The following is a 25,098-nucleotide window of genomic DNA, read 5'->3' as shown; positions in this document are numbered from 1 at the left end:
GGCGAATAGTGTGCGACCAGCGCGGTTATTCGAGTGCGCTGAGCGCCCGGCCCAGCTGGTCGATCTCGTGGCGGGTCGTATAAGGCGCCAGACCGATCGTGACGGCTCCGCCCTCGTCGTTCACGCCGAGCGCGTCGAGCAGCCGACTTCCGCCGTGTACCCCGCTGACCGTGCCGATCCTGGCATCGGCCAGCTTGGCCGCTACCTTCTCCGCCTGCATCCCGGCCATCGTGAAACTGACCGTCGGGATGCGGGTGGAGGCGCGGCCGATCACGGTGAGGTTGTCGACCTTCCCCAGCACCTGCATGAGGTGGTCGAAGAGCTGGTCGTGATAGTCCTGCAGCGAGGTGATCGACATCTCGAGACGTTCGCGGCGGGTGCCGGTGGCGCGTTCGTCGAGTCCGGCGAGGAAGTCGATCGACTCGGTGAGCCCGGCCAGGAGGGCGTACTGGTGCCCGCCCACTTCGAGGCGTTCAGCACCCTTGGCATAGGGGTTCAACGACATCGACGGGATGCGGTCGAGGAACGCGGGATCGCGGAAGACCAGCGCGCCCACCTGCGGGCCGCCCCACGACGGTGCGCTCAGCGCGACCACGTCGGCGTTGAGTTCGTCGATGTCGATGAGCGCGTACGGTGCCGCGCCGAACGCGTCGGCCACCAGCAGTCCGCCCACGTCGTGCACCCGATCGGCCGCTACCCGAACACCGGGCGCCGAACCCACGATCGGCGACGCCGCGGTGAGCGCGACCAAGCGCGCGGTGGGGCCGATCAACTCCTCGAACTGCCACGACGGCATCTCACAGGTCTCGATCTCCACCTCGGCCCAGCGCACGTGCGCGCCGTACCGGTTGGCGATGCGCAGCCACGGGGCGACATTGGCCTCGTCGTCCAGGCGGGAGAGCACGATGCCGGTACCGAGGCCCAGCCGTGAGCTCAGCGATTCGGCCAGCCAGGCCAGCAGTACCGCACGATCGGGCCCGAGTACGACGCCGGCCGGATCTCCGCCGACCAGATCGGCGACCGCTTCCCTGGCGGCGTCGAGGATCGCGCCGCTGCGCGAAGCCGCACCGTGGCGGCCGATATGGGAAAACGAGGAGGTGCGGAAACCCGTTGAGACGGCACGCGATACCGAATCGGGAACCAGCATTCCCGCCTGCGGGTCCAGATGGATCCAGCCGTCGCCCAGGGACGGTATCAGGCCCCGAACCCTCGCGACGTCATAAGTCATGGTGGCCACTTTAAGGGCAGGGGGCGTCCCGGTGTAACCGCGTGGGGGTTTTAGCAAGAACCCGACACACGCGCAATGATGGGGACATGACGCACTCGGAGGATGTCCCAGAATCCGTCGTTGTGATCGGTCCCGATGGCCGTCCAGTGACCGTACCCGCCGACGCCGACAGCGCGTCCGCGTTCACCGCGCAAGTCGTCCCCGACGACGAGAAGGCCGCGAGCGAGCCGGCCGAGTCGCTGGCCGACATGGTCGAGCAGCCCGCCAAGGTGATGCGCATCGGCACGATGATCAAACAGCTTCTCGAAGAGGTGCGTGCCGCTCCGCTCGACGACGCCAGCCGTTCGCGCCTCAAGGAGATCCACAAGTCTTCGGTCCGCGAACTCGAACAGGGTTTGGCGCCGGAACTGCGCGAGGAACTCGAACGCCTCACCCTCCCCTTCACCGACGACTCGGTGCCCTCGGACGCAGAACTGCGCATCGCCCAGGCTCAGCTCGTCGGCTGGTTGGAGGGCCTGTTCCACGGCATCCAGACCGCGCTGTTCGCCCAGCAGATGGCCGCCCGCGCCCAGCTGGAGCAGATGCGCCAGGGTGCGCTGCCGCCGGGAATGCACGCGGCCGACGCCAAGACCGGCGGCCACGTGGGCGGCGGTCAGTACCTGTAAACCCCCCGAGTCTCTTGTTCGCGGCCCGCCTCGATCTGGACTGGGTGGAGGGTGCGACGAAGGAGTACCCGGCGGGAGGGAAGATCGAGGCCCCCCGGGGCCGCGAACACCCGGCGCCAGCCGGAAAACAACACTGTAAGGTCGGGGACCGTGCCCGCCGCTGCCGCTCGTCCTGATTCGGTCTCCGATCGCAGTGACGCGCGTACCGAAGAGAGCCCCGTGCATTCCGAAGACACCCCCACCGACGCCGAGTCGGCCGAAGTCGCCGCCACCGACGCACCGCCGCAGGTGAAGACACCGATGGTGTCGGATTCGCAGACCTTCGGGCGTGCGTTCAAGGACATGCGCGACGGTCTACATCAGCGCGAGCTGTGGTTGTCGCTGGGCTGGCAGGACATCAAGCAACGCTACCGCCGGTCGGTACTCGGTCCGTTCTGGATCACGATCGCGACCGGTTTGCAGGCGCTGGCGATGGGGCTGCTGTATTCGACCCTGCTGAATCAGCCGATCAGCGAATACCTGCCATATGTGACCGTCGGCCTGATCGTGTGGAACGTCATCAGCGCCTCGATCCTCGAGGGCTCCGATGTGTTCATCGCCAACGAGGGACTGATCAAACAGTTGCCATCGGCGCTGAGCGTGCACGTGTATCGCCTGGTCTGGCGCCAGTTCCTGTTCTTCGCCCACAACGCGGCGATCTACGCGGTGTTGCTGATCGCGTTCTCGATCTGGCGCAACCTGGATCTCTCGTTCCTGTTGGTGATCCCCGCGATCCTGCTGCTTTTCCTCAACGCGATGTGGGTGACGATCGTCTTCGGCATCTTCTCCACCCGCTACCGCGACATCGCCCCGATCCTGGGTTCGATGACGCTGATGCTGTTCGTGCTGACCCCGGTGATGTGGTCGACGAAGGCGCTCGAGGACTCGGTCGGCGGGATGAGCGACCGGGCCAAGCTGATCGAGATCGTCCCCACCTTCCACTACCTGGAGATCGTGCGCGCTCCCCTGCTCGGTGAGCCGTCGGAATGGCACCACTGGGCGATCGTCGGTGCGATCACCGTCGTCGGCTGGGTTGTCGCGATCCTGGCGCTCAAGCAGTACCGTGCCCGCGTCCCGTACTGGGTTTAGGAGCAGTTCTCGATGAGCCGTGTGAGTATCGAAACCCATGAGGCGTGGGTCGAGTTCCCGATCTTCGACGCCAAGTCCCGGTCGCTGAAGAAGGCGTTCCTCGGCAAGGCGGGCGGCGCGATCGGGCGCAACAGCTCCGATGTGGTGGTGGTCGAGGCGCTGCGCGACATCAACCTGTCGCTGAAAGAAGGCGACCGTGTCGGGCTCGTCGGGCACAACGGCGCGGGCAAGTCGACGCTGCTTCGCCTGCTGTCGGGCATCTACGAACCCTCGCGCGGCAGTGCGCGCATCCGCGGCCGGGTGGCCCCGGTGTTCGACCTCGGCGTCGGCATGGACCCGGAGATCTCCGGCTACGAGAACATCATCATCCGTGGCCTGTTCCTCGGGCAGACCCGCAAGCAGATGATGGCCAAGATCGACGAGATCGCCGACTTCACCGAGCTCGGCGAATACCTGTCGATGCCGCTGCGCACCTATTCCACCGGCATGCGGGTGCGGCTGGCGATGGGTGTGGTCACCTCGATCGACCCCGAGATCCTGCTGCTCGACGAGGGCATCGGCGCGGTCGACGCGGAGTTCATGAAGAAGGCGCGCACACGACTGCAGTCGCTGGTGGCGCGGTCGGGCATCCTGGTGTTCGCCAGCCATTCCAACGAATTCCTCGCCCAGCTCTGCGATACCGCGATGTGGATCGACCACGGTCAGATCCGCGAACAGGGCGGGATCGAAGACGTTGTGCGAGCGTATGAAGGGCCCGAGGCGGGTAATCACGTGGCACAGGTGCTGCGCGATCTGGAAACCGAGGGCGCCGACGGCGCGGCGGGCGAGAAGAAGCTGGAGCAGAATCAGGTATGAGCGGTCGACGTGACGAGGCTGCCCCGGCTGCCGTGCCGGGTGGATTCAGCATGACCGACCGCCTCGAGGCGACTCCGGCACCTGTCGAGCCCGCCGCGGTGCTGCCCGATGACGCCGCATCAGCGGTCGTGCTGCCCGATGACGCGGAACTGCCCGCCGGGGCCGAACCCGCCGACCTCACGACCGAGACCGGCCCGACCGCGCGGATCATCGCGGTGGTCGTCACGCACAAGCGCCGCGAGTTGCTCGCCGAGTCGCTGAAAGTGCTTGCCTCGCAGTCGCGTCCGGTCGACCATCTGATCGTCGTCGACAACGCCAACGAGGACGCGGTGGCCGAACTGGTCGCCCAGCAGCCGATCGAGGCCACCTACCTCGGTTCACGCCACAATCTCGGCGGCGCGGGCGGTTTCGCGCTCGGCATGCTGCACGCGCTCACGCAAGGTGCGGATTGGGTGTGGCTGGCCGACGACGACGGCCGACCCGACGGTACCGAAGTGCTCGCCACACTGATCGATTGCGCGCGCAGGCACAACCTGGTCGAGGTGTCGCCGGTGGTGTGCGATATCGACGAGCCGAATCGTCTCGCGTTCCCGCTGCGGCGCGGTGTGGTGTGGCGGCGGCTGCGGTCGGAGCTCGGCGACGAGGACTTCCTGCCCGGCATCGCGTCGCTGTTCAACGGCGCGCTGATCTCGGCGAAGGCCGTGGATCTCATCGGCGTGCCCGACCTGCGGCTGTTCGTGCGTGGTGACGAGGTGGAGGTGCATCGCCGCCTGGTCCGCTCCGGGCTGCCGTTCGGCACCTGCCTGCAGACCGCCTACCTGCACCCCAACGGCGCCGAGGAATTCAAGCCGATCCTGGGCGGGCGGATGCACACCCAGTACCCGGACGACCCGGTGAAGCGCTACTTCACCTACCGCAATCGCGGCTACCTCATGTCGCAGCCCGGTATGCGCAAACTGTTGCCGCAGGAGTGGATCCGCTTCTCCTGGTTCTTCCTGGTGACCCGCCGCGATCCGGCCGGGCTCAAGGAATGGTTCCGGCTGCGGTCGCTGGGCCGCAACGAGCACTTCGGCAAACCGGACTAGGCCCCTGAAAATAGGGGGCTATTCCCTATGGGAATAACCAGTCGGTTCGCCCTACGATTCGAAATGTGACTTTCACTAAGAGTTTCGCGTCCGCCGCCGCCACCGTCCTCGCCGGTGCCGCGTTGTGTTTGGCAGCGCCGGGCACCGCGCACGCCGCCGACCCGTGCCAGCTCGGCTGGTCCAATGTCGGCCCACGCACCTGCGTGATGAACGAACTACGGACCGCGCCGGTGGTGACCCTCGGCAACGGTGTCTGCGTCGGCATCCTGAACGTGGCAGGCACCGCGTTCGACGGCCCACTCGCCGAATACACCCCAGCCCCGGGCGCCTCGCACGCGATCTCCCTGCGGATCTCCCAGGGCTTCTCGCCGCTGGGCAACTGGGCGCCGACCGTGCTCGCCTGCGACGTGACCGCCGTCATCGACTGGCACAACCTGGACAGTGGCGCCACCGGCTCGGTGACCCGCTTCATCCCTGCCACCAAGACCAGCACGTACCCGGTCCAGGACGTGGTCGCCTACACCGGTCCCGGTCGGGTCCAGCTCACGGTCCGCACCGACAAGCCCAATATCGCGCAGTCGACCGAGGTCTTCGTACCCTGATCCGCACCGCGCGCACTTGTCGCCCGCATTCGTACGGCAGGCACCGCCAGTCGCGTGCGTGCGTACACCACTGACCTGCGCATACCTCCGCTGATCCTCACCGAAAGGCGCCGGATCAGCGGAGCGGGAAAAGGGGTTGCGGCGACCTGCGGTGGTCGGGCAGAGTCATTGTCGAACGTTGGAGAGGAGGTGGATGTCCGTGAGTACACGCGTGTGGATTGCCGTGGCCGGGGGGCGCGATCGTGCGCCTGCCCAGGTTGCTCCGGACATCACCTCTCCTCGCTGAACCCCTCGTTCGGGTTCGGCACCCGACGAAGGACTTCTTACGATGGTCGACTACGACCTGCTCGTCCCTTACGGCTGGACCGAAGCCGTAGCTGCTGAATATCTCCCCCTGCTCGGCGACCTCGTGCCCGCGCGCATCGTGCGGATGGATCGCAGCGAGTGTGACGTCGTCGCGCCGACAGGACCTGCCAGAGCGGCCTGTCCGCGCGACATCACCGGACTGTGCACCGGCGACTGGGTCGGTCTCGATGCCGAAGGCACTGTGCGACAACTGCTCCCACGGCGCTCGGCGATCATGCGATCGTCGGTGTCGGGGCGCTCCGTGGCCCAGGTGCTCGCCACCAATGTCGACACCGTGTTGATCTGTTCCGCCGCCGACGGTGATGTCGATCTGGGGCGGATCGAACGGATGCTCGCGCTGGCTTGGGAGAGCAATGCCCAGCCGGTTGTGGTGCTCACCAAAGCCGATGCGGCGGACTATCTTCCGCTCGACGAGGTGCGAGCGGTCGCGCCCGGCGCCACCGTGGTCGCGGTGAGCGCCACCGTGGCGGTCGGCCTCGATGTGCTCACCGCCGTGCTCAGCGGCACCGTCGCCCTGATCGGGCCGTCCGGTGCGGGCAAATCCACCCTCGCCAACGCGCTGCTCGGCGCGGAAGTGTTCGCCACCAACGCGGTTCGCGCGGTCGACGGCAAGGGGCGCCACACCACCGTGCATCGTGAGCTGCGACCGCTACCCGGCGGCGGCACGCTCATCGACACCCCCGGCCTGCGCGGCATCGGTCTCTACGACGCCGCCGACGGCATCGGCAAAACCTTCAGCGACATCGAATCCCTCGCCGCCGACTGCCGTTTCGCCGACTGCGCCCACGAGACCGAACCCGGCTGCGCGGTGCGGGCCGCCCTCGCCGACGGCACCGTCACCGAACGCAGGCTGACCAGCTATCGCAAGTTGGCCAGGGAGAACGAATGGATGGCCGCCCGCACCGACAAGCGCTTGGCCGCCGAACGCGAACGGGTATGGCGCGATATCAGCAAACAACACCGCAAGCGATACCGCGAACGAGGCCGCCGCTGATCCCCCCACTCGCTCGTAGCGGCCCCCGTCCGACTACGACCAGCAACCGATAGCGGGAGCCAACTTGGACAATCGATCACCAGGCCGTCAGGGAGACATCGCCCGAGAGCGAAAATCCCTGAGGGCCTGGTGATCTTGATCCGAGGCCGTTGGGGGTTAGGTGGGGTCGATGCCGTACAGGCGGGCCCAGTTTTCGCGGCTGGTGAGTTCGGGGACTGCGGCGCGGTATTCGGTTTGGAGGGCGGGCAGTTCTTTGCGGAGTTTGCGCAGGGTTCGGTAGGCGCGGATGAGCAGGGCGCGGGCGCGGGCCTTGTCGCGGCGACGCACGCGCACGCCGGACTGGGAGGCGTCGGTGACGACCACGTGGTCGAACAGGCCGATGTGCCACCAGTGCGCGTCCTCGCGGGTGACGCCGATCAGTCCGGGCTGGGTGCGGCCGGTCCACTGGGTGATCGCGCGCTTGATCAGGATCAGGGTGATGCGGCTCGGTTCGCCGCCGGCCCGGCGCACCGAGATGTCGGCGGAGTTCACCGGCGGGGTGGCCGCGGGGTGCTTGATCGTTTCGGGGTAGTCGTTGCGGGTGGAGCGAGCGGCTGCGAGCGCGTCGATACCGCCGTCGCGCAACGCCTTCGGGCCCTTCATGAAGTCCTCGATGCCCTGCAGGGTGGTGTGCACAAGGCCGTACTGCATGCCGACGAGGTGCTCGGCGATGTAGCGGAAGAACTCGCGGGTGATCGCCTTGCCGTCGAGATCGGTGTGCAGGGCGCCGACGATGAGCGAGTTACGGGTGGAGAAGTAGCGCGCCCAGTCGTCGTAGTCCTTCCAGTAGAAGTCGGCATGCCACACGGCCGCGTTGGGGAGCGTGACGGTGACGAAACCGTGCTCGCGCGCCCGGATGCCGTACTCGACGTCGTCCCACTGGAAGAAGATCGGCACCGGAAGGCCGATCTTCTTCACGACCTCGGCCGGGATCAGGCAGGTCCACCAGGCGTTGTAGCCGGCGTCGACGCGACGCTCCTGGTTCTTCTTGAGCATGGAGGTGTTGCGCAGCGCCTTGGGCACCTTCTGGCCGTGCTTGAGCTCGTGCAGGTGCACCTCCTCCGCACCGACATTGAGGTAGTCGGGGTTGAGCAGGAACAGCATCTGCGCGCCGACCAGGGTCGGTTCGACGGTCAGGTTCGCGAACGCCTGTAGGCGCAGGACGGTCTCGGGCTCGCAGAGGATGTCGTCGTCCATCAGGATGACGTCGGCGTGCTCGTTGGCCGCCGACACCTCGTACAGGCCACGGGTGAAGCCACCGGCACCGCCGAGATTGGGCTGGCGGATGTAGCGCAGCTTGTCGCCGAAATCCGGGCGGACCTGCTGGAACAGCGGGCGGTTCTCGACCAGGTCGGTGCCCTGGTCGACGACGTAGACCGCGTCGATCGCGGCCAGCACGGTCGCGTCCGAGGCCAGCGCGGCGACGGTGTGCGCGCAGTCCTCGGCCCGGTTGAAGGTGCAGATCGCGATGGCGACCGGGCGTACCTTCTCGGGCGCCTGCGCGGTCCAGGCCAGTTCGGTGATATCGAGTTCGCCCCCGACGGCGTCGAACTCGAGCCACAGCGCGCCGCCGTCGACGTACTGGTCCAGCGGCGCGGTGAGCGAGACGTATCCGCTGCTGGTCGCCACCAGCGAGGCGATGATGCGGCGGTGCCCGGCGATATCGGAGGCGACCAGCCGCACGTTCGCCCGGTGGGCGACCGCCAGTTGGGCTCCCACCGAGACCTCGGTGACGGTGGTCCACCGCTGCCAGTAGCTGGCGGCGAGCCTGCCGAAGTAGGTGTTGGTGTGCGCGGTGGCGCCCTTGGGCAGGTGCAGCGAGTGCCGCTCGCGGACGGCGGCACCCCCCTTGACGACGGCGTAGAGGTCGTCGTTCACCCGCGCCGACGGTCCGGTGAAGATGCCTCGGGCCAGCACGAGCCGCTCGGGCGCTGAGTGTTCACCCCGCAACGATGCGGGCGCGGCCTCGCGCCGATCGTTCGACTCGGTCACGGCTTTGGTAGCCGACTGCTCCATGAAGTCCTCGAAATTCTCGGTATCGACTGCGCCGGCGCACGCAGTCACGTAAAGAAGGGCGTCGCGGCGGGCGGGGCGAGGATATCAATCGCGCGGCACCCGTGCGTCGTCAGTGAGGCGTTGCCGCACCCCGCGCGTGTTGCTCATCGCTTGCCGATGAGCCGGTGAAAACGAACTTGCCGTAGGCCCAATAGCGGAATACGACTGCCATCGTCTGGCCGATGATGGTGGCGGAAATGTTGTCCGCCAGCGGTGACGACAGATCGAGCACATAACGCGAAAACCCGAGGCAGCCGAGTTGCAGGAGGATCGCTACCACATTGACGATCGCGTACAGGAGATATTCGCGAACGGGGCTGTCGGACTTGCGGTGGGAGTAGGTCCACCACTTGTTCCCGAAGTAGGTGACCACCGTCGCCACCACGATCGCGATGATCTTGGCGAGAAGCGGCGAGTGATAGAGCACACCTTCGGAGAAGGAGAATCCCCCACCCCAGAACACCAACAGGTTGTAGGTCCCCGCATCGACGAGAAACCCGACCGCCCCGACAACGAGAAACGCCGCACCCTGCCGCAAACCCGCTATCACCTTCGACACGAAGGGAACAGCAGGCGGTTCAACTGATTGCGACACGCCCTGACGGTAGCCAACCACCACCCCCGGCCCCTAGGGAGGGCGGCCGCGCAGTGGCCGGTTCGCGGCCGGGTCGCCGGTCAGCCGCCGTTGCGTAGGCGACGAAGGAGCAAGCAACGGTGGCCAACCGGCGGCCCCTCGGGGCCGCGGACACCCGGGCACCAGCCCGGCAATAATCCTGTAGCCTCCCGGTGTCCCACTGCTGCCTAACTCCGAGGATTGACCCGGGTGGACTCCACCGAGCTTCGTATTGCCGCCGTGGTCCCCTGCCACAATGAAGAGGCCGCGGTCGCCAAGGTCGTTGCCGACCTCAAGGCCGCTGTGCCGGGGATCGTCGTCTACGTCTACGACAACCTGAGCACCGATCGCACCGCCGAATGCGCCCGCGAGGCCGGGGCGATCGTGCGCTTCGAGAACACCAAGGGCAAGGGCAATGTGGTGCGCCGTGCCTTCGCCGACATCGAGGCCGATGTCTATCTGATGATCGACGGCGACGACACCTACGAGGCGTCGGCCGCTCCGCTGATGATCAAGACGCTGCTCGACGGCCCCTACGACCACATTCTCGGCGTGCGTAAGCAGGACGCCGACGATGCCAGCGCCTACCGCAGCGGCCACGAGACCGGCAACAAGGTGCTCAACGGCGTGGTGGGCAAAGTGTTCGGCGAGAACGTCGAAGACATGCTGAGCGGGTTCCGGGTGTTCTCGCGCCGGTTCGTGAAGAGCTTCCCCGCGGTGTCGCGCGAATTCGAGATCGAGACCGAGCTGACCGTGCATTCGCTGCACCTGCGCGTTCCCCAGACCTCAGTGTCCGTCGGTTTCCGCGACCGCCCCGCGGGCAGCGAATCCAAGCTGCGCACCTACCGCGACGGCACCAAGATCCTCGCGCTGATCCTCGGCCTGGCCCGCCATGAGCGCCCCGTCGCGTTCTACGGCCTGTTCGGCACGGTGGCGTGGCTGATCTCGGTGATCCTCACCGTGCCCATCGTGATCGAGTTCTACAACACCCACGAGGTGGCGCGGTTCCCGACGCTGTTCCTGGCCTTCACGCTGCTGCTGCTGGGCAGCCTCGCCTGGACCGCGGGCCTGATCCTGGACGGTATCCGCCGCTCGCGCCACGAGACGGCGCGACTTGTCTACCTGCGCTATTCGGCCGTCGGGGTAAGCGAGGACGTCGCGGCCGGAGAGCGTCGGTGACCACCTCTGTCGAGCCCGAGACGACTGTCGAGCTCACCAAAACTCCGGCGCGTCAGGATCGAGCACTGGCGCCGGTGCGCGCGCTGACCCAGCGCTTGGGCGCCGCGACCGTCGCGTTCGCGATCGTCGCCACGGTGTTCGGCGCCGTGTTCGCCGTGCTCACGCCCGCGTTCTGGGGCCACGACGAGATCACCCAGTTCGGCCGCGCCTACCAGGTCGCCCACGGTGGGGTGTTCCCCCAGCGCATCGCCGACGATCGCGGTGTGGCCTACGGCGGGCAGATCCCGGTGAGCGTCGACGAGCTGATGGGCTACGCGTTCCGCGACTACAACGACAACCCCGACGAGCCCGACGCGATGGTGGCTGATCCCGGCGCCTACGACCGGCTCGGCTCGGCGGAGGTCTCCTCGGCGACCCGGCAGATGTGGTTCACCAACACCGCCGCCTACTCGCCGGTGCCGTATGTGCCTGCCGCCGTGGGTATTCGGGTCGGCGAGGCCCTCGGGCTCGATGTGGGTGGCATGTATCTGCTGACCCGTCTCGCCGGGCTGGTCGCCTACGTGGCGGTCGTCGGGTTCGGGCTCTACGCGCTGCGCGAGCGGCGTAGCCAGTGGCTGGTGTTCACGGTCGCGGTGCTGCCGATCGCGCTGTTCCAGGCGGGCACCGTCACCGCGGACACGCTCACCAACGCGCTCGCCATCATGGTGTCGGCGCTGCTGCTGAAGGCGCTGTTCGTCGGTGATCGACTGCACCGGTTGGAAACCGCCGCGCTGCTCGCCGCGACGATCGCGCTGCCGCTGAGCAAACCGACCTATGTGCTGTTGGCGATGCTCGTTGTCGTGGTGCCCGCCGACCGCCTCGGTTTCGCCGGAAAGCTGAAATTCGTTCCGTGGGCATTCGCGGTAACGGGCGGCGTGCTGTTTCTCGCCTGGACGAAGATCGCGGCGCCCACCGGCGACGGCATGGGCCTGATGCGCCCGCCTCATCAGTGGGGTCAGGTGCGCCCCGCCGATCAGCTGAAGGGAATTCTCGGCGATCCGGTGCAATTCGTGCACGTGTTCGGCGAGAGTATCGCGCTGCGCGACCATCGCTGGTTCAACCAGTTCTTCGGTGAACTCGGTTTCGCGTATGTGGACGTGCCCGCCATTTCGATGCTGGCGTGCCTGCTCGCCTTCGCGGTGAGTTTCGGCATCGTCGACCGGATGAGCACGGCCACCGCCACTTTCCGTCGCACGCTGATCGTGGCGCTCACGGTGCTCGCGAGCGTGGCCATGATCTATGTGACGCTGTACATGTCGTTCACGCCGGTCGATTTCTATCTCATCGACGGTGTGCAGGGCAGGTATTTCGTGCCGCTGGCGATCATGGGTCTGGCCGTGCTCGCGCGCGTTGTTCCACTGCGACTGACGAATTCCGACGGGGTGACTCCGACGCGCGGGACCGGGATCACCGTGGCCTGCGCGTCGACTTTCGCGCTCATCGCCACTGCCGCGACCTATTACACCGTCGTCTGGGGATGATTCCCCAGACGACGGTGGGGAATTGACGACGGTGGGGAATTACAGCGTCTTTTCGCCCGCGGCCGCGTAGGCGCGTTCGGTATCGGCCTTCTTCGGCCGCCACCACTGCTCGTTGTCGCGGTACCAGGCGACAGTGTCGGCCAGGCCAGCGCGGAAGTCCGCGTAGCGCGGTGACCAGCCGAGTTCGGAGCGCAGCAGGCTCGCGTCGATGGCGTAGCGCTGGTCGTGGCCGGGGCGGTCGGTCACGTGATCGAAGTCCGTGGGATCGCGATCGAAGGCTCGCAGAATGAGCTGGACCACGGTGAGGTTGTCGAGTTCGCCCTGCGCGCCGATGAGGTAGGTCCGGCCGGTGCGGCCGCGCTCGAGGATGTCCCAGACCGCGCGATTGTGGTCGTCGACGTGGATCCAGTCGCGCACCTGATGACCGGCGCCGTAGAGGCGCGGGCGCACACCGTCGATCAGATTGGTGATCTGGCGGGGGATGAACTTCTCCACGTGCTGGTAGGGGCCGTAGTTGTTCGAGCAGTTCGACAGGGTCGCGCGGACACCGAAGGACCTGGTCCAGGCGCGAACCAGCATGTCGCTGCCGGCTTTGGTCGCCGAGTACGGGCTCGACGGGTTGTAGGCGGTGGATTCGGTGAAGCCCGGCTCGTCGGGGGTGAGATCGCCGTAGACCTCGTCGGTGGAGATGTGGTGGTAGCGCACGTCGTGGCGGCGCACGGCCTGCAGCAGCGAGTAGGTGCCGACGATATTGGTCTGCACGAACGGCCACGGCTCGGCCAGTGAATTGTCGTTGTGGGATTCGGCCGCGAAATGCACGACCGCGTCCACGCCGCTGACCAGATTGTCGACCAGATCGAGATCGGCGATATCGCCGTGCACGAATTCGATCCGATCCGCTACCGGATCCAGCGACGCTCGGTTGCCCGCGTAGGTGAGCGCGTCGAGCACGGTCACCTGGACATCCGGGCGCGTGGCCACGGTCTGCTGGACGAAATTTGCACCGATGAACCCGGCCCCGCCGGTTACGAGCACTCGCACTCGGTCAACGATACGGGCATTCCGCGAACCCTCGTAACGAGAGCGGGACCGTTTTGCGTTGCTGGAACGTCTCTGTCCTGTGACCCGGCGTATATTTACACAGTGATCTATGTCACATTACCTGTAAGTAGGTTAAGTCTTGGAGTCGGTTTTCCTGAGAAAAACCCCGGTCGACGCTCAGGTTTCTATCAGCGCACTGGCATCGGGGTATCAATGGTGAACATAACTTGAACTAACAGTCACAGCAGGTTCACCTCCGGTTAGCTGCGAGCGCTTTTGATCTACGAGTCCCCTCCGCACGCTCCAACTTTGAGGTTCATCCAAAATGCTGATGAGGAAATTCGCCGCCACTTCGGCGCTGCTGATCGCTGCCATGGGCGTTGCCGTCGGCACCGCCCACGCCGAGCCGGCCGCCGCCGCTCCGCTGCCCGTCAACCTGGCCTACGAGATCGACGAGCAGGCGGGCACCCTCAAGCTCACCGCCGACTCCGGTTCGCTCGTCGCCGAGAACGGCAAGCTGACCGTCAAGGCGAACGACGGCACCGTGATGGCAGGCATCCCGCTCGCCACGCAGATCTTCGACCACGAGTTCCCGGTTGCCGCCCAGGTCGCCGACGACCGCACCGTGACCCTGAAGCCGGAGCTCGACGAGCAGAAGGCCGTCTACAAGCCGGTCGCCCTGCCCTTCGAGGCCCAGGCCGAGTTCAAGAACGAGTACGAGCGCGAGAAGGCCGCCTACTCCCGCATGAAGGACAACATCGGTCTGGCCGCCACCGTGGCCGGTCTGACCACCACCGTCATCGGCGGCCTCATCGGCTGCATCGGTGGCGCCGCTCTCGGCACCGCCGCTTCGGCTCCGGTTGCCTTCCTGCTGGGTGCCGGTCCGGTCGTCGGTTGCATCGTCGGCGCTGCCGCGGGTGCGTCCTTCCTCGGCATTGTCGGCACCATCGCGATCACCGTCCCGGTCGCGATCGTCGAGGTCGTCAACTACTTCGGGATCATCAACTCCCCCTTCGTGCCCCCGGCCAAGAAGTAACGCTCACGGCAACGTAGGACTGTACGAAAGCGGCCCCGGCCCGGAGAGAATCCGAGCGGGGGCCGCTTTCGTGTTTCCAGGCCAAGGGCCGAGGGGCATGCGAGACCGCAGGCCCCCGGCCCGAGTCGGCTCGTCCGGCCGATCGCGATCAGGACCGTCCGAGCCGGTTCGGTGGCCTATGCCGTACGGGCCCGCGCGGCCGGTTCCACCGCGGAACGAACGAACTTCGCCACCCGCCCCAGCGCCGACCGGCTCTCCGGCATGCCCGGCAGAATGCTCATGAACGCGTGCACCTGCCCGCGCCACAGTTCCAGGGTGTGGGGCACGCCCGCGGCGGTGAGCCGATGGGCCATCAGTTCACAGTCGTAGCGCAGGAGTTCGTCCTCGGCGGCGATGAGCAGCGTGGGCGGCATCCCGGCCAGGTCGGCGTTCACCGGTGACAGCGCCGGGTCGAGCGGACCCTCGTGCTCGGCACCGAGCCGCACCACCGCTTCCAGACCCGACAGCGGGATATAGGCATCCCGGCTGGCGTTCACGTACCCCTGCTTGGCCCGGTAGTCCAGGTCGAGCAGCGGACTCAGCCCCACAAGGCCCGCGGGCAGCGGCAAACCGAGTTCACGGGCGCGGATCGCGGTCGCGAAGGTCAGGAACCCACCCGCCGAATCACCGGCGATCACGATGCGCGCCGGGTCGGCGCCGTGGCGCAGCAGCCAGCGGTAGGCGAGCACACAATCGTCGATCGCGGCGTCGATCGAACCGGGCAGCTGCCGGTATTCGACATTGAGGACGGGCAGCCCGGTGCGCCTGGCCAGTCCGGCCGCGATGGGCCGGTGGGTACGCAGACCGCAGACCGCGAACCCGCCACCGTGCAGGTAGAGCACCGCGCCGTGGCGCAGTGCGCGCGAGCCGCCCGCGGGGCGCAGCATTTCCATCAGGAACCCGGCGAACTTGATCTGCTCGCGTTCGACGCCCTGCGGATCGGGTCGCAGCCGGGAGAGCAGGTCCACCGCGACGGCTCCGACGGGAATGGTGGCCCGATTGATCGGTACGGTGCGCAGCAGCGGCCCGACCAGGCCGATGCAGGCGCCCATCAGCACCCGCGAGGCGGTGCTGGACCGGCCGGAGTTGACGATGATGCCCGGTTCGGGTCTGGCGGTGGCGGAGCCGATCGGGGCTACGGGCGCGAGCCCACCCATTACTCCGGTGATCTTCGTGGCAACCATCGCGCACCTACCTTTACAGCTGGCGCGTCGACCTCTGACCAGGCGTAACCCCCGGATCGGATGTCGGCGCTGACATCTAACACAGTGATGTTTCACACATCGAGGCTCACATAATCAGATGTGCGACGTGTCTGTCTCAGTTATCGCCCGACACGCCCGGTCACCAAACCTTCGTGACCAATTCGCCGACGTGTCGGAACCTCCCCGACTCCGAGGAGGACAGGACTGGCAGACTTGCCACCTATGCGCGGAATCATCTTGGCGGGCGGCACCGGCTCACGGTTGCACCCGATCACGCGCGGGGTGAGCAAGCAACTCGTCCCGGTCTACGACAAACCCATGGTCTACTACCCGCTGTCCACCCTCATGCTGGCAGGGATCGACGACATTCTGGTGATCACCACGCCGGAGGACGCCGACGCGTTTTCCCGCCTGCTGGGCGACGGCAGCCAGTTCGGTGTCGCGATCAGTTATGTGGTGCAACCCGAACCCGACGGGCTGGCCAGCGCTTTCGTGCTCGGGGCCGACCACATCGGTACCGAACCGGCGGCACTGGTCCTCGGCGACAACATCTTCCACGGACCCGGCCTCGGTGCCAGCTTGGAACGCTTCCACGCCATCGACGGCGGTGCGGTGTTCGCCTACTGGGTGAAGGACCCCACGGCCTACGGCGTGGTGGAGTTCGACCACGGCCGCGCGGTCTCCATCGAGGAGAAGCCGAAGGTCCCGCGCTCGAACTACGCCATCCCCGGGCTCTACTTCTACGACAACGACGTGGTCGAGATCGCCCGCGACCTGAAGCCGTCGGCGCGCGGGGAGTACGAGATCACCGACATCAATCGCGCCTACCTCGAGCAGAACCGGCTCAGTGTCGACGTGCTCGCACGCGGCACCGCGTGGCTCGATACCGGCACCTTCGACTCCCTGCTCGACGCCGCCAATTACGTGCGCACCATCGAGGAACGTCAGGGCCTCAAGATCGGCGTGCCCGAGGAGGTGGCGTGGCGGCGCGGCCTGATCTCCGACGAACAGCTGTGCAAGCTCGCCGAGCCGATGGTGCGTTCGGGCTACGGCCGCTACCTGCTCGACCTGATCGACCGAGGAAAAGACTGGTAGCGCATGGAGTTTCGTGAACTGGCCATCCCCGGCGCCTGGGTGGTGACGCCACGTCTGCTCGGCGACGACCGCGGCATGTTCTGTGAGTCGTTCAAGGCCTCGGAGTTCGAGAAAGCCACCGGGCGGGCGTTCGAGCTGCACCAGGTGAACACCTCGGTCTCGGCGGCCGGGGTACTGCGCGGTATCCACTACACCGACGATCCGCCCGGCCAGGCCAAGTATGTGACCTGTGTGCGCGGTGCGTTCCTCGACGTGGTGGTCGACCTGCGGCCCGCCTCGCCCACCTACGGCCGGTGGGACAGCGTGCTGCTCGACGACGTGTCCCGCCGCTCGGTGTTCCTGTCCGAGGGCCTCGGCCACGCCATTCTCTCGCTGGAGGACCAGTCCACGGTGACCTATCAGTGCTCGCTCGAGTACTCCCCCGAATTCGACAGGGATATGGACGCTTTCGATCCACGACTCGGAATCGACTGGCCGACCGAGGGCAGAGACGGTCGCGCGTTGACCTACATTCGCTCGGCGAAAGACGAAGCAGCGCCGAAGTTCTCCGCCTGATTCACGTGAAACGCGCGACGGCACCACCTGGCCGAGGTGGTGCCGTCGCGCGTTGTCCGATCAGGCGACCGGTTCGAGAACCTTCGCCTCCACGACCGGCAGGACCTCCGTCGGCTTGCGGAACCGGGGCAGGAAGACCGTCAGCGCGACCAGTGCGCCGACGATGGTGACACCCGCCGCGAACTCCAGGCCCGGTCGGTAGGCGTCGAGCATCTGCTGCGGAGTCGCGCTCGTGACGTGCCCACCGGAGGTGACGATGGCGGTGGTCACCGCGAGCACGATGGCCGCACCGACCTGCATGGAGGTCTGCAGCACACCGGCCGCGAGACCCTGCTCGTCGTCGTCGATACCGCTCGTGGCCTGCACATTGATGGCCGGGAACCCGACCCAGCCGATGCCGATCAGCAAGATGGCGGGCAGCAGCATGGTCCAGTAGTCGGGCGCGGTGTCCAGCCGCAGGAACAGCAGGTAGCCGATCGCCATCACGCTCAGGGTGACCGCGATGACCGGCCCGGTGCCGAAACGGTCGATCAGCTTCTCGGAGAAGAAGGCCGACCCGACAACCATGATGCCGACCGGGAGCAGCGCCATCGCCAGCTTCAGCGCCGACCATTCCAGGGTGTCCTGCATGTACAGGGTGACGATGAACTGCCAGGAGAAGTAGGAGCCGGCGACCGCGATGATGGCCAGGCTGGCTCGCACGAGCGTGGCCTTGCGCAGGATGCCGAGTCGAACCAGCGGGTGCTTCACGCGCTGTTCGGTGATGACGAACGCGGCGAACAGGGCGATCACGGCGAGGAACGACCCGACGGTGCGCACAGAGGCCCACCCGACTTCCGGCGCGGTGACCACGGTGTAGACCAGCAACAGCATGCCCGCGGTGGACAGGAGCGCACCGAGTAGATCGTGTCCGCCTTCTTCGGCCTTACCGTCCTTTGGCACCAGCGCGAACGCGGCGATCAGGGCGGCCACGGCGATCGGGACGGGCAGTAGGAAGGTCCAGCGCCAGCCGACGCCGGTCATCAGGCCACCGAACAGCAGACCCATGGAGTAGCCGCCCGCACCGAAGACGGTGTAGATCGACAGCGCCTTGTTGCGCGCTTTTCCTTCGGCGAAGGTGGTGGTGATGATCGACAGACCGGTCGGCGCGGTGAACGCGGCGGCCAGGCCCTTGATGAAACGGGTGGCGATCAGGAGCGCGGGGTCGCTCACCAGGCCGCCGACGAGCGAGGCGACGGCGAACACCGCGAGTGCGATGAGGAAGACCTTGCGGCGGCCGAGCAGGTCGGCGGTGCGTCCGCCCAGCAGCAGCAGGCCGCCGTAGCCGAGGATGTAGCCGCTGACGAGCCACTGCAGGGTGGAGGTGGACAGATCGAGTTCGGCGCCGATGGACGGCAGCGCGACACCGATCATCGAGACGTCGAGGCCGTCGAGGAAAAGAACGATGCACAGAGTGATCAGCATGCCCCAGAGCCGGAGGGGCCACCTGGTGGGATCGGTCGCCTGATCTGCGGCCGAAAGCGAAGCTGGCGAAGTCATGCGAGGGACATTACATGCGCACGCATTAATTGCCAACACATAAATTGTGGTTGCATAGACTTGCGTGCACCACTAGGATGGGGCCATGTCGAACCCGGCCGTCACATCAGCTCGGCGCAACGAGGCGCCCACCGAGCTGGTCGGTCAGTGGCGCGAACTGCTCGATCGGCATGCCGCCGTGAGCTGCGCGCTGGAGAAGGCGCTCCAAAACGACCACGAGATCGGTCTCAGCGAATTCGAGACCCTCGACAGACTGGTCGACGCAGCGTGTCAGAAGTACCGCATGACGGAGCTGGCCCGAGACATCTACCTGAGCCAGAGCGCGCTCTCGCGCGCCGTGGCCCGGCTCGAACGCGACGGCCTCGTCGAACGCAGCATGTGCGATCTCGACCGCCGCGCGATCTTCGTGCATCTCACCGAGAAGGGCAGGCAGGTCTACGACCGCGCCCTGCCCACCCACCGTTCGGTGCTCGCCGGCTCCTGGGACAGTCCTACAAAGTGCCCGTAGCCGCCACGGTGATCTCGGTGAACGCACGCCGGTAACGGTCACATTCGACCGATTTGTCCAGATAGGTGCTGCCGGCGAGGGTTTCCACGTAGACCACCGGCGGTTCCGGTCGATCCACCGAATCGTCGACCCCGAAATCCAGGATCACGAACCTGCCCGACTCGAGGCCGGCGTGATAGCCGGAATCGGCCGGAACCACCCGGATGCGCACCGTTTCACGCTCGGCCAGCTCCCGTAATCGCGCGAGCTGGCCCGCGCGCACGCGGTCGTCGCCGATGGTGCGGGTGAGCACCGACTCGGCCAGCACCACGTCCAGTCGCAACGGGGTGTCGGCCCTGCTGATCAGGGCCTGCCTGGCGGCCAACACCCGCAGCCTGCGCTCGAGCTCCGCCTCGGTCAGCTCGGGAATCGCCTGCTCGAGCAACGCTTTCGCGTAGTCTTCGGTCTGCAACAGCGCCGGAACCGCGCCGTCCGCGTAGAGCGACAGCCCCGACGCGGCCTCCTCCAGCCCGATGTAGACCTCGAATCCCTCCGCGATCACGTCGCCGTAGCTCGTCCACCAACCCCTGGCTTTGGTTTCGCGAGCCAACGCGGCCAGCGGTTCGACCAGGTCGGCCGGCGCGCCGTACACCTTGCACATGGCCTCGACGTCGAGGCTGCGCAACGACGTCTGCCCCGTTTCGATCCGCCAGATCTTCGCTTCCGACCACTCCAGCTGCGCCGCCGCGGTTCTCGTCGTCATCCGCGCTCGATTGCGCAGGTCACGTAAGTGCCTGCCCAACTGCCTGCGCGGCATCGTGGACCCCGTGACGCCCTGTGGTGAAGCCATATTTCCCCCCTGTATCCGAACTCCGGTCTCCGGACAGAACTTTCGGAGACCGCCCTACGCAGCCGACATACCGCCGGATCTGCGTACGGATCATTTCACAATGAATCGGACACCGCGCAAGACCTATTTTTTCTTCCTGAACCGCCAGAACTGCACTGCTCGAACATCTTCGGAGAGCTGGTTCACCGGCTCGGCGACATCGGACAACGCCTGGAACAGGCCGTCGGCCAGGTCACTGATGTGTTCGACCCGGCCTGCCAACCGGGCCGCGTTGTCGGCGAATTCGAGCATCAGGCGAACCGAGGCGGCGATGGTGAGCCCCAACGGAACGGCCACCAGCATGGTGAGCACCCCGAGTACAGCGGAGGTCTTCCACATCAGCACCGTGAGCGCGATCGGCAGGCCGATCCCGAAGGAGACGACGCCCAACACGTAGGCCAGCGGCAGCAATGTCCTGGTCGCGGGCCTGCGGAACTGCACGTCGAGCAGGGAACGGCCCGCCTCGGCGGCCCACTGTTTGGCCGAACCGGTGCTGCGGAACGGCTCGTCGAACCCCGCGTCGCGAGCCAGGTCCGCCTCGTAGGAAGCCTCGTCGGCACGCGTCGGCCGCTTGCCGTCGGTCTCTTTCCAAGACAGCCAACGGGATTCGGCTTCGAACTCCTGCGCGTCCTCGTCGTTCGACTCAGGGGTGCCCGGCGCTTCGGTCATGGCCCGAATCCTGCCCGCTTTCGGCCCCTACGCCAACCTCGGCGACCCCGTACCTGCGATAGCGAAGGTTATCGGACTGAGACGTAGGAGACACTCTCGAATATTTTTCGGCAATCGCGTAACAAGTCGACTACCCCGCACCGATACGCCCATGAACGCAGGAACAGAGCTCTTCGGGGAATGGAGAACACAGTGCGCACGACGTTTCCGACCACCACTACGGCCGCCGACAGAGGTGCCGCCGCGCAGGAGTACGCCGCGCGTGGATGGACGGTTGCCGAAACAACCAACGGCCTGTGCTTGATCACCGACGACGATGTCTCGGCCATCGAGATCATCGGCGAGATGGCGGGCGAGGTCCGCCGCTTCCTGCGCGCCAACAACCTGTCCGGCCCCGTAATCGAGATCCCGGGCCAGGAGCGTCGCGAGATCCACCTGGTCACCGGCGTCGGCAAGGCCACCATGGCGATCGAGGCCATGCGTGAGGCAGGCGTCATCGTGCACACCGACGGTGCCAGCATCCCGCTGCCGCCGACCCAGCTGGCCGCGGGCAGCGCCTCCTGGGGTGTCGCTCCCACCGAAGCTCGCTGGATCCCGCCGGTCGTCGCCCTCGGCGCGGCTGTGCGCTCGGCGATGGCACGCAAGCAGACCGGCAAGCGCACCACGCTGACCCTGGCCAGCTGAGACCGAACCTCCCGAAACCCGCGATCCGCGACGCTCCCCGACGTCGCAGCTCGCGGGTTTTCGGCGTTTCCGGCCGCAGCCCGGCCCGGTGGGCGTAAGCATGAGATATGGCTCCGCGTTCGCTGCTTCGAACCTGTCCGCTCTGTGAGGCCGTCTGCGGTCTCGCGATCACCCTCGACGACGACGACAGGGTGCTGTCGGTGCGCGGTGATCGCGACGATCCGTTCAGCAAGGGCTTCCTGTGCCCGAAGGGCGCCAGCTTCGGCAAGCTCGACGACGACCCCGACCTGGTCAGCACCCCGCTGATCCGCGAGGGCTCCGGCTTCCGCCCCGCGAGCTGGGACGAGGCATTCGACCTGATCGCCGCGGCGTTCGCCGAGCTCCCCACCGGCTCGACCGCCGTGTACCTGGGCAATCCCAACGCGCATACCGTCGCGGGCGCCCTCTACGTGCCCGCCCTGATCCGCGCGTTGAGCACCCGCCACATCTACACCGCGAGCTCCGCCGATCAGATGCCCAAGCAGGTCGCGGCCGGGCTCATGTTCGGCGACCCGCTCACGGTCCCGGTTCCGGATCTGGACCGCACCGATTTCCTGCTGATGCTCGGCGCCAATCCGCTCGAGTCCAACGGATCGCTGTGCACCGCGCCGGACTTCCCCGGGCGCTTGAAGGCGCTGCGGGCTCGCGGGGGCAAGCTGGTCGTGGTCGACCCGCGAGAAACCAGAACCGCCGCACTCGCCGATCAGCACCTGTTCATCCGCCCGGGTTCCGACGCGTATCTGCTGTTCGGGGTCGTGCACACGCTGTTCGACGAGGGTTTGACCGATGTGCGCATCGACGTCGCCGGGCTCGACGACCTGCGCGAGGCCGCCCTGGACTTCCCGCCCGAGGCGGTGGCGCAGCGCACCGGCGTCCCCGCCGACACCATCCGCACGCTGGCCCGCGAACTCGCCGCCGCGCCCACGTCTGCCGTCTACGCGCGGATCGGCACCTGCACCGCCGAGTTCGGCACGCTCACCCAGTGGCTGGTCGACACCGTCAACACGCTCACCGGCAACCTCGACTCCCCCGGCGGCGCCATGTTCGCCGACGCGGCGGCAGGCGGAGTGCGGCGCAGCAAGCCCTTCCGGCTCGGCCGCTGGACCAGCCGGGTCCGCGGGCTGCCCGAGTCGATGGGCGAGCTGCCCGTCGCCACCCTCGCCGACGAGATCGCAACTCCCGGGGAAGGCCAGATCAGGGCGCTGGTGACGGTGGCGGGCAACCCCGTGCTGTCCGCGCCGAGTGGTGCGCGGCTGGACAAGGGCTTGGCCGGGCTGGACTTCATGGTCAGTGTGGATCGCTACGTCAACGAGACCACCAGGCACGCGAACGTGATCCTGCCGCCGCCGCGCTCGGTGCAGTCACCGCACTTCGACTTCGCGCTACTGCAATTCGCGGTGCGCAACTACGCGCGCTACTCGCCGCCGCTGGTCCCGCTGGGCGAGCGGCCGTCGGAATCGGCCGTGGTGGCCCGTCTCGCGGCCGCGGTGAGTGGTCAGCCGCATGCCGGGACGGGCGCGGACAGCGCGATCGCGATGGTCGACGAACTCGTCATCGCCGCCACCTTGCACAAGGCCGACATGAGCGAACGCCGCGAGGAACTGACCGGCGCGAACACCACCGAACAGCGCCTGGACCTGATGCTCAAGCTCGGGCCCTACGGCGCGTGGAACGGCGGCGAACTGAGCTTGAAAACCCTGCTCGACAACTCACACGGCATCGACCTCGGCCCGCTGCGACCCCGGCTGCCCGGTGCGCTGCGCACCGCGTCGAAGCGGGTCGAGCTGGCACCGCCGCAACTGCTGGCGGACGTGACGCGCCTGCGCGCCGGACTGGCGAGCACCGCGCCGGCGATGGTGCTGATCGGACGACGTCAGCTGCGCTCCAACAACAGCTGGATGCACAACATCGCCGGCCTGGTCGGCGGCTCCAACCGCTGCACGCTGCAGGTCCACCCCGACGACGCGTCTCGGCTCGGCCTCGGCGAGCAGGCCGAGATCACCTCCGCGGCCGGATCGTTGACGGTGCAAGTGGAGCTGACACCGGCGATCATGCCCGGCGTGGTGAGCCTGCCGCACGGGTGGGGCCACGGCGCGAGCACCACCCAGACGGTCGCGCGGGCGCACGCCGGGGTGAATGCCAATGTGTTGACCGATGATTCGGTGGTCGACGAGGTGAGCGGCACCGCGGTGTTCAACGGAGTGCCGGTGACGGTAGGTCCGGCCTGATCGGTCGGCGATCCGGAAACCATTGCGCAAACCCCGCATTCATTTCGTTCGCAACAATGGACACGCCCCGCTGTTGGTGAGAGTCCCCTAGACTGGGTGAGATTGCGGTCACAGCGGGGGTTTCGGCTAGAAGCCCGCATCAACCGGTACGGCTAGCAGAGGGGGCCCGATGCCCGAAAAATTCGTCGGCAGCGACGGAGAACACGAGCTACAGGACACGTTGGGCACCACCGACAGGGCCGAGCGGTTCTACGACGACCAGGTGATCGACTACCTGAATCCCACGATGGTCGATTTCGTCGCCCGGATGGACATGGCCTTCATCGCCACCTCCGATTCGCACGGCGAATGTGACTCCAGCTTCCGGGCGGGAACCCCCGGATTCCTGCACGTGATCGACGATCGCACGATTGCGTACCCCGAGTATCGAGGTAACGGGGTGATGGCCAGCCTGGGCAATCTCCTCGAGAACCCGCACGTCGGGATCTTGATGATCGACTTCGTTCGCGACCTCATCGGCCTGCACATCAACGGGAAAGCCCGCATGGTCGCCGACAGCGAACTGCGCGGCACCGTCACCGATCTACCACCGGCAGAGCGGGGAAAGACCTCGCAGGTATGGGTCGTCGTCGATGTCGAGGAGGCCTATATCCACTGCCGCAAGCACATTCCGCAGATGGTGCCGGTCGCGCGTGACCAGCGCGAATGGGGCACCGACAACGTGCGAGCCAAGGGTGGCGACTACTTCGGCGTCAAGGCGGGCCGACAGCATGTCGAGGCCAAGGCAGGCTGACCTACCTGATCTTGAAGATCACCACACGCTGCACGACGAAGTTGATGACGGTTGCGGTGCCCTGCGCGACGACGAACGCGAGGGGCTGGCGCCACCATTCGTCGGCGAGCGCGAAGTACAGCAGCGCGTAGATCCCGACCTGCACGGCGAAGGTCACCGCGTACAGCGCCACCACCGCGAGGAACCGCGCCCTGCTCGGCTCGGCGTTGAACGTCCAGCGGCGGTTGATCAGGTACGCGGTGGTCGTGCCCGCGACGAAGCTGATCGCCTTGGCGAGGATCTCGGGCAAACCGAGCACATTCGACAGCAGGGTGAGCAGGCCGAAGTCGACGACAGCGGAGAAACCGCCGGTCAGCGTGAACCGCACGATCTGCGTCTTGAGGTCGACATCGGTCCCGCCGGGCTCGTCGACCAGGGGAATTTCGGCGGGCAGCGGCAGATGCGGTTGGGCTTGCACGTGAGAAGAGTAC

The 25,098-nt window shown here is 66.8% G+C and carries 24 protein-coding genes; 15 read left to right on the top strand and 9 right to left on the bottom strand.

Annotated features, from left to right (window positions below; translation table 11 throughout):
• Positions 1-25: 25 nt before the first annotated feature.
• Complete coding sequence (locus tag ACFWUR_RS21950) at positions 26-1,228, bottom strand: cysteine desulfurase-like protein (protein WP_378909185.1); 1,203 nt, start codon at positions 1,226-1,228, stop codon at positions 26-28.
• Between the two features lie 86 nt (positions 1,229-1,314).
• Between ACFWUR_RS21950 and ACFWUR_RS21945 the strand changes: the two genes are divergently transcribed.
• The 6 genes from ACFWUR_RS21945 to rsgA all read left to right on the top strand — a co-directional run bounded on the left by ACFWUR_RS21945 (position 1,315) and on the right by rsgA (position 6,923).
• On the top strand, positions 1,315-1,893 hold the full coding sequence (locus ACFWUR_RS21945) for a bacterial proteasome activator family protein (protein WP_378909184.1): 579 nt from the start codon (positions 1,315-1,317) through the stop codon (positions 1,891-1,893).
• A gap of 300 nt (positions 1,894-2,193) precedes the next feature.
• Positions 2,194-3,021 (top strand): ABC transporter permease, encoded by an 828-nt coding sequence (locus ACFWUR_RS21940; RefSeq protein WP_378909248.1) that lies wholly within the window; start codon positions 2,194-2,196, stop codon positions 3,019-3,021.
• Between the two features lie 12 nt (positions 3,022-3,033).
• Complete coding sequence (locus ACFWUR_RS21935) at positions 3,034-3,876, top strand: ABC transporter ATP-binding protein (protein WP_378909182.1); 843 nt, start codon at positions 3,034-3,036, stop codon at positions 3,874-3,876.
• Between the two features lie 50 nt (positions 3,877-3,926).
• A complete protein-coding gene (locus ACFWUR_RS21930) occupies positions 3,927-4,961 on the top strand; it encodes a glycosyltransferase (RefSeq protein WP_378909181.1) in 1,035 nt (344 codons plus the stop codon).
• 65 nt (positions 4,962-5,026) lie between these two features.
• Complete coding sequence (locus tag ACFWUR_RS21925; protein ID WP_378909179.1) at positions 5,027-5,563, top strand: hypothetical protein; 537 nt, start codon at positions 5,027-5,029, stop codon at positions 5,561-5,563.
• Between the two features lie 328 nt (positions 5,564-5,891).
• Positions 5,892-6,923, top strand: a complete 1,032-nt coding sequence (gene rsgA / locus ACFWUR_RS21920) for a ribosome small subunit-dependent GTPase A (protein WP_378909178.1) — start codon at positions 5,892-5,894, stop codon at positions 6,921-6,923.
• 156 nt (positions 6,924-7,079) lie between these two features.
• On the opposite strand, the gene ACFWUR_RS21915 is transcribed toward rsgA, so the two are convergent.
• Both ACFWUR_RS21915 and ACFWUR_RS21910 read right to left on the bottom strand, forming a co-directional pair.
• Positions 7,080-8,978, bottom strand: coding sequence for a glycosyltransferase (locus tag ACFWUR_RS21915; RefSeq protein ID WP_378909247.1), 1,899 nt, complete (start codon positions 8,976-8,978; stop codon positions 7,080-7,082).
• Between the two features lie 109 nt (positions 8,979-9,087).
• Positions 9,088-9,636: a GtrA family protein gene (locus ACFWUR_RS21910; RefSeq protein ID WP_378909176.1), complete on the bottom strand. Its 549-nt coding sequence runs from the start codon at positions 9,634-9,636 to the stop codon at positions 9,088-9,090.
• 204 nt (positions 9,637-9,840) lie between these two features.
• Between ACFWUR_RS21910 and ACFWUR_RS21905 the strand changes: the two genes are divergently transcribed.
• Both ACFWUR_RS21905 and ACFWUR_RS21900 read left to right on the top strand, forming a co-directional pair.
• Complete coding sequence (locus tag ACFWUR_RS21905; RefSeq protein ID WP_378909175.1) at positions 9,841-10,809, top strand: glycosyltransferase family 2 protein; 969 nt, start codon at positions 9,841-9,843, stop codon at positions 10,807-10,809.
• Positions 10,806-12,329, top strand: coding sequence for a DUF2142 domain-containing protein (locus ACFWUR_RS21900; RefSeq protein ID WP_378909174.1), 1,524 nt, complete (start codon positions 10,806-10,808; stop codon positions 12,327-12,329). The genes ACFWUR_RS21905 and ACFWUR_RS21900 overlap by 4 nt, the downstream gene beginning before the upstream one ends.
• 39 nt (positions 12,330-12,368) lie before the next feature.
• On the opposite strand, the gene rfbB is transcribed toward ACFWUR_RS21900, so the two are convergent.
• Entirely contained in the window at positions 12,369-13,370 is a 1,002-nt protein-coding gene (rfbB, locus tag ACFWUR_RS21895; RefSeq protein WP_378909173.1) for a dTDP-glucose 4,6-dehydratase, read from the bottom strand.
• Between the two features lie 325 nt (positions 13,371-13,695).
• Between rfbB and ACFWUR_RS21890 the strand changes: the two genes are divergently transcribed.
• Entirely contained in the window at positions 13,696-14,406 is a 711-nt protein-coding gene (locus ACFWUR_RS21890; RefSeq protein ID WP_378909171.1) for a hypothetical protein, read from the top strand.
• A 176-nt stretch (positions 14,407-14,582) separates the two neighbouring features.
• On the opposite strand, the gene ACFWUR_RS21885 is transcribed toward ACFWUR_RS21890, so the two are convergent.
• Positions 14,583-15,629, bottom strand: a complete 1,047-nt coding sequence (locus tag ACFWUR_RS21885) for an alpha/beta hydrolase (protein ID WP_378909169.1) — start codon at positions 15,627-15,629, stop codon at positions 14,583-14,585.
• Between the two features lie 243 nt (positions 15,630-15,872).
• On the opposite strand from ACFWUR_RS21885, the gene rfbA reads away from it, so the two are divergent.
• Both rfbA and ACFWUR_RS21875 read left to right on the top strand, forming a co-directional pair.
• On the top strand, positions 15,873-16,745 hold the full coding sequence (gene rfbA, locus ACFWUR_RS21880; protein ID WP_378909168.1) for a glucose-1-phosphate thymidylyltransferase RfbA: 873 nt from the start codon (positions 15,873-15,875) through the stop codon (positions 16,743-16,745).
• A gap of 3 nt (positions 16,746-16,748) precedes the next feature.
• Positions 16,749-17,300 carry a dTDP-4-dehydrorhamnose 3,5-epimerase family protein gene (locus ACFWUR_RS21875; protein WP_378909166.1) on the top strand — a complete coding sequence of 184 codons (552 nt, stop codon included), beginning with the start codon at positions 16,749-16,751 and terminating at the stop codon, positions 17,298-17,300.
• A gap of 60 nt (positions 17,301-17,360) precedes the next feature.
• On the opposite strand, the gene ACFWUR_RS21870 is transcribed toward ACFWUR_RS21875, so the two are convergent.
• Positions 17,361-18,839 carry an MFS transporter gene (locus ACFWUR_RS21870; RefSeq protein ID WP_378909165.1) on the bottom strand — a complete coding sequence of 493 codons (1,479 nt, stop codon included), beginning with the start codon at positions 18,837-18,839 and terminating at the stop codon, positions 17,361-17,363.
• An 85-nt stretch (positions 18,840-18,924) separates the two neighbouring features.
• On the opposite strand from ACFWUR_RS21870, the gene ACFWUR_RS21865 reads away from it, so the two are divergent.
• Positions 18,925-19,347: a MarR family winged helix-turn-helix transcriptional regulator gene (locus ACFWUR_RS21865; RefSeq protein WP_378909163.1), complete on the top strand. Its 423-nt coding sequence runs from the start codon at positions 18,925-18,927 to the stop codon at positions 19,345-19,347.
• Here the strand turns inward: ACFWUR_RS21865 and ACFWUR_RS21860 are convergent.
• A complete protein-coding gene (locus ACFWUR_RS21860; protein ID WP_378909162.1) occupies positions 19,331-20,176 on the bottom strand; it encodes a helix-turn-helix domain-containing protein in 846 nt (281 codons plus the stop codon). The genes ACFWUR_RS21865 and ACFWUR_RS21860 overlap by 17 nt on opposite strands.
• 123 nt (positions 20,177-20,299) lie before the next feature.
• Complete coding sequence (locus tag ACFWUR_RS21855) at positions 20,300-20,884, bottom strand: DUF4282 domain-containing protein (RefSeq protein WP_378909161.1); 585 nt, start codon at positions 20,882-20,884, stop codon at positions 20,300-20,302.
• A gap of 192 nt (positions 20,885-21,076) precedes the next feature.
• On the opposite strand from ACFWUR_RS21855, the gene ACFWUR_RS21850 reads away from it, so the two are divergent.
• The 3 genes from ACFWUR_RS21850 (at position 21,077) to ACFWUR_RS21840 (ending at position 24,628) form a co-directional block, all read left to right on the top strand.
• Complete coding sequence (locus ACFWUR_RS21850; protein WP_378909159.1) at positions 21,077-21,568, top strand: hypothetical protein; 492 nt, start codon at positions 21,077-21,079, stop codon at positions 21,566-21,568.
• A 107-nt stretch (positions 21,569-21,675) separates the two neighbouring features.
• Entirely contained in the window at positions 21,676-23,835 is a 2,160-nt protein-coding gene (locus ACFWUR_RS21845) for a molybdopterin oxidoreductase family protein (protein ID WP_378909158.1), read from the top strand.
• 169 nt (positions 23,836-24,004) lie between these two features.
• A complete protein-coding gene (locus ACFWUR_RS21840; protein WP_378909157.1) occupies positions 24,005-24,628 on the top strand; it encodes a pyridoxamine 5'-phosphate oxidase family protein in 624 nt (207 codons plus the stop codon).
• 1 nt (position 24,629) lies between these two features.
• On the opposite strand, the gene ACFWUR_RS21835 is transcribed toward ACFWUR_RS21840, so the two are convergent.
• Complete coding sequence (locus tag ACFWUR_RS21835) at positions 24,630-25,085, bottom strand: GtrA family protein (RefSeq protein ID WP_378909156.1); 456 nt, start codon at positions 25,083-25,085, stop codon at positions 24,630-24,632.
• Between the last annotated feature and the right edge of the window lie 13 nt (positions 25,086-25,098).

The sequence above is a fragment of the Nocardia sp. NPDC058633 genome, assembly GCF_042717045.1.
GTDB lineage: Bacteria > Actinomycetota > Actinomycetes > Mycobacteriales > Mycobacteriaceae > Nocardia.
Note: the sequence above shows the minus strand (reverse complement) of the source record. Positions and strands in the feature narration are given on the sequence as shown.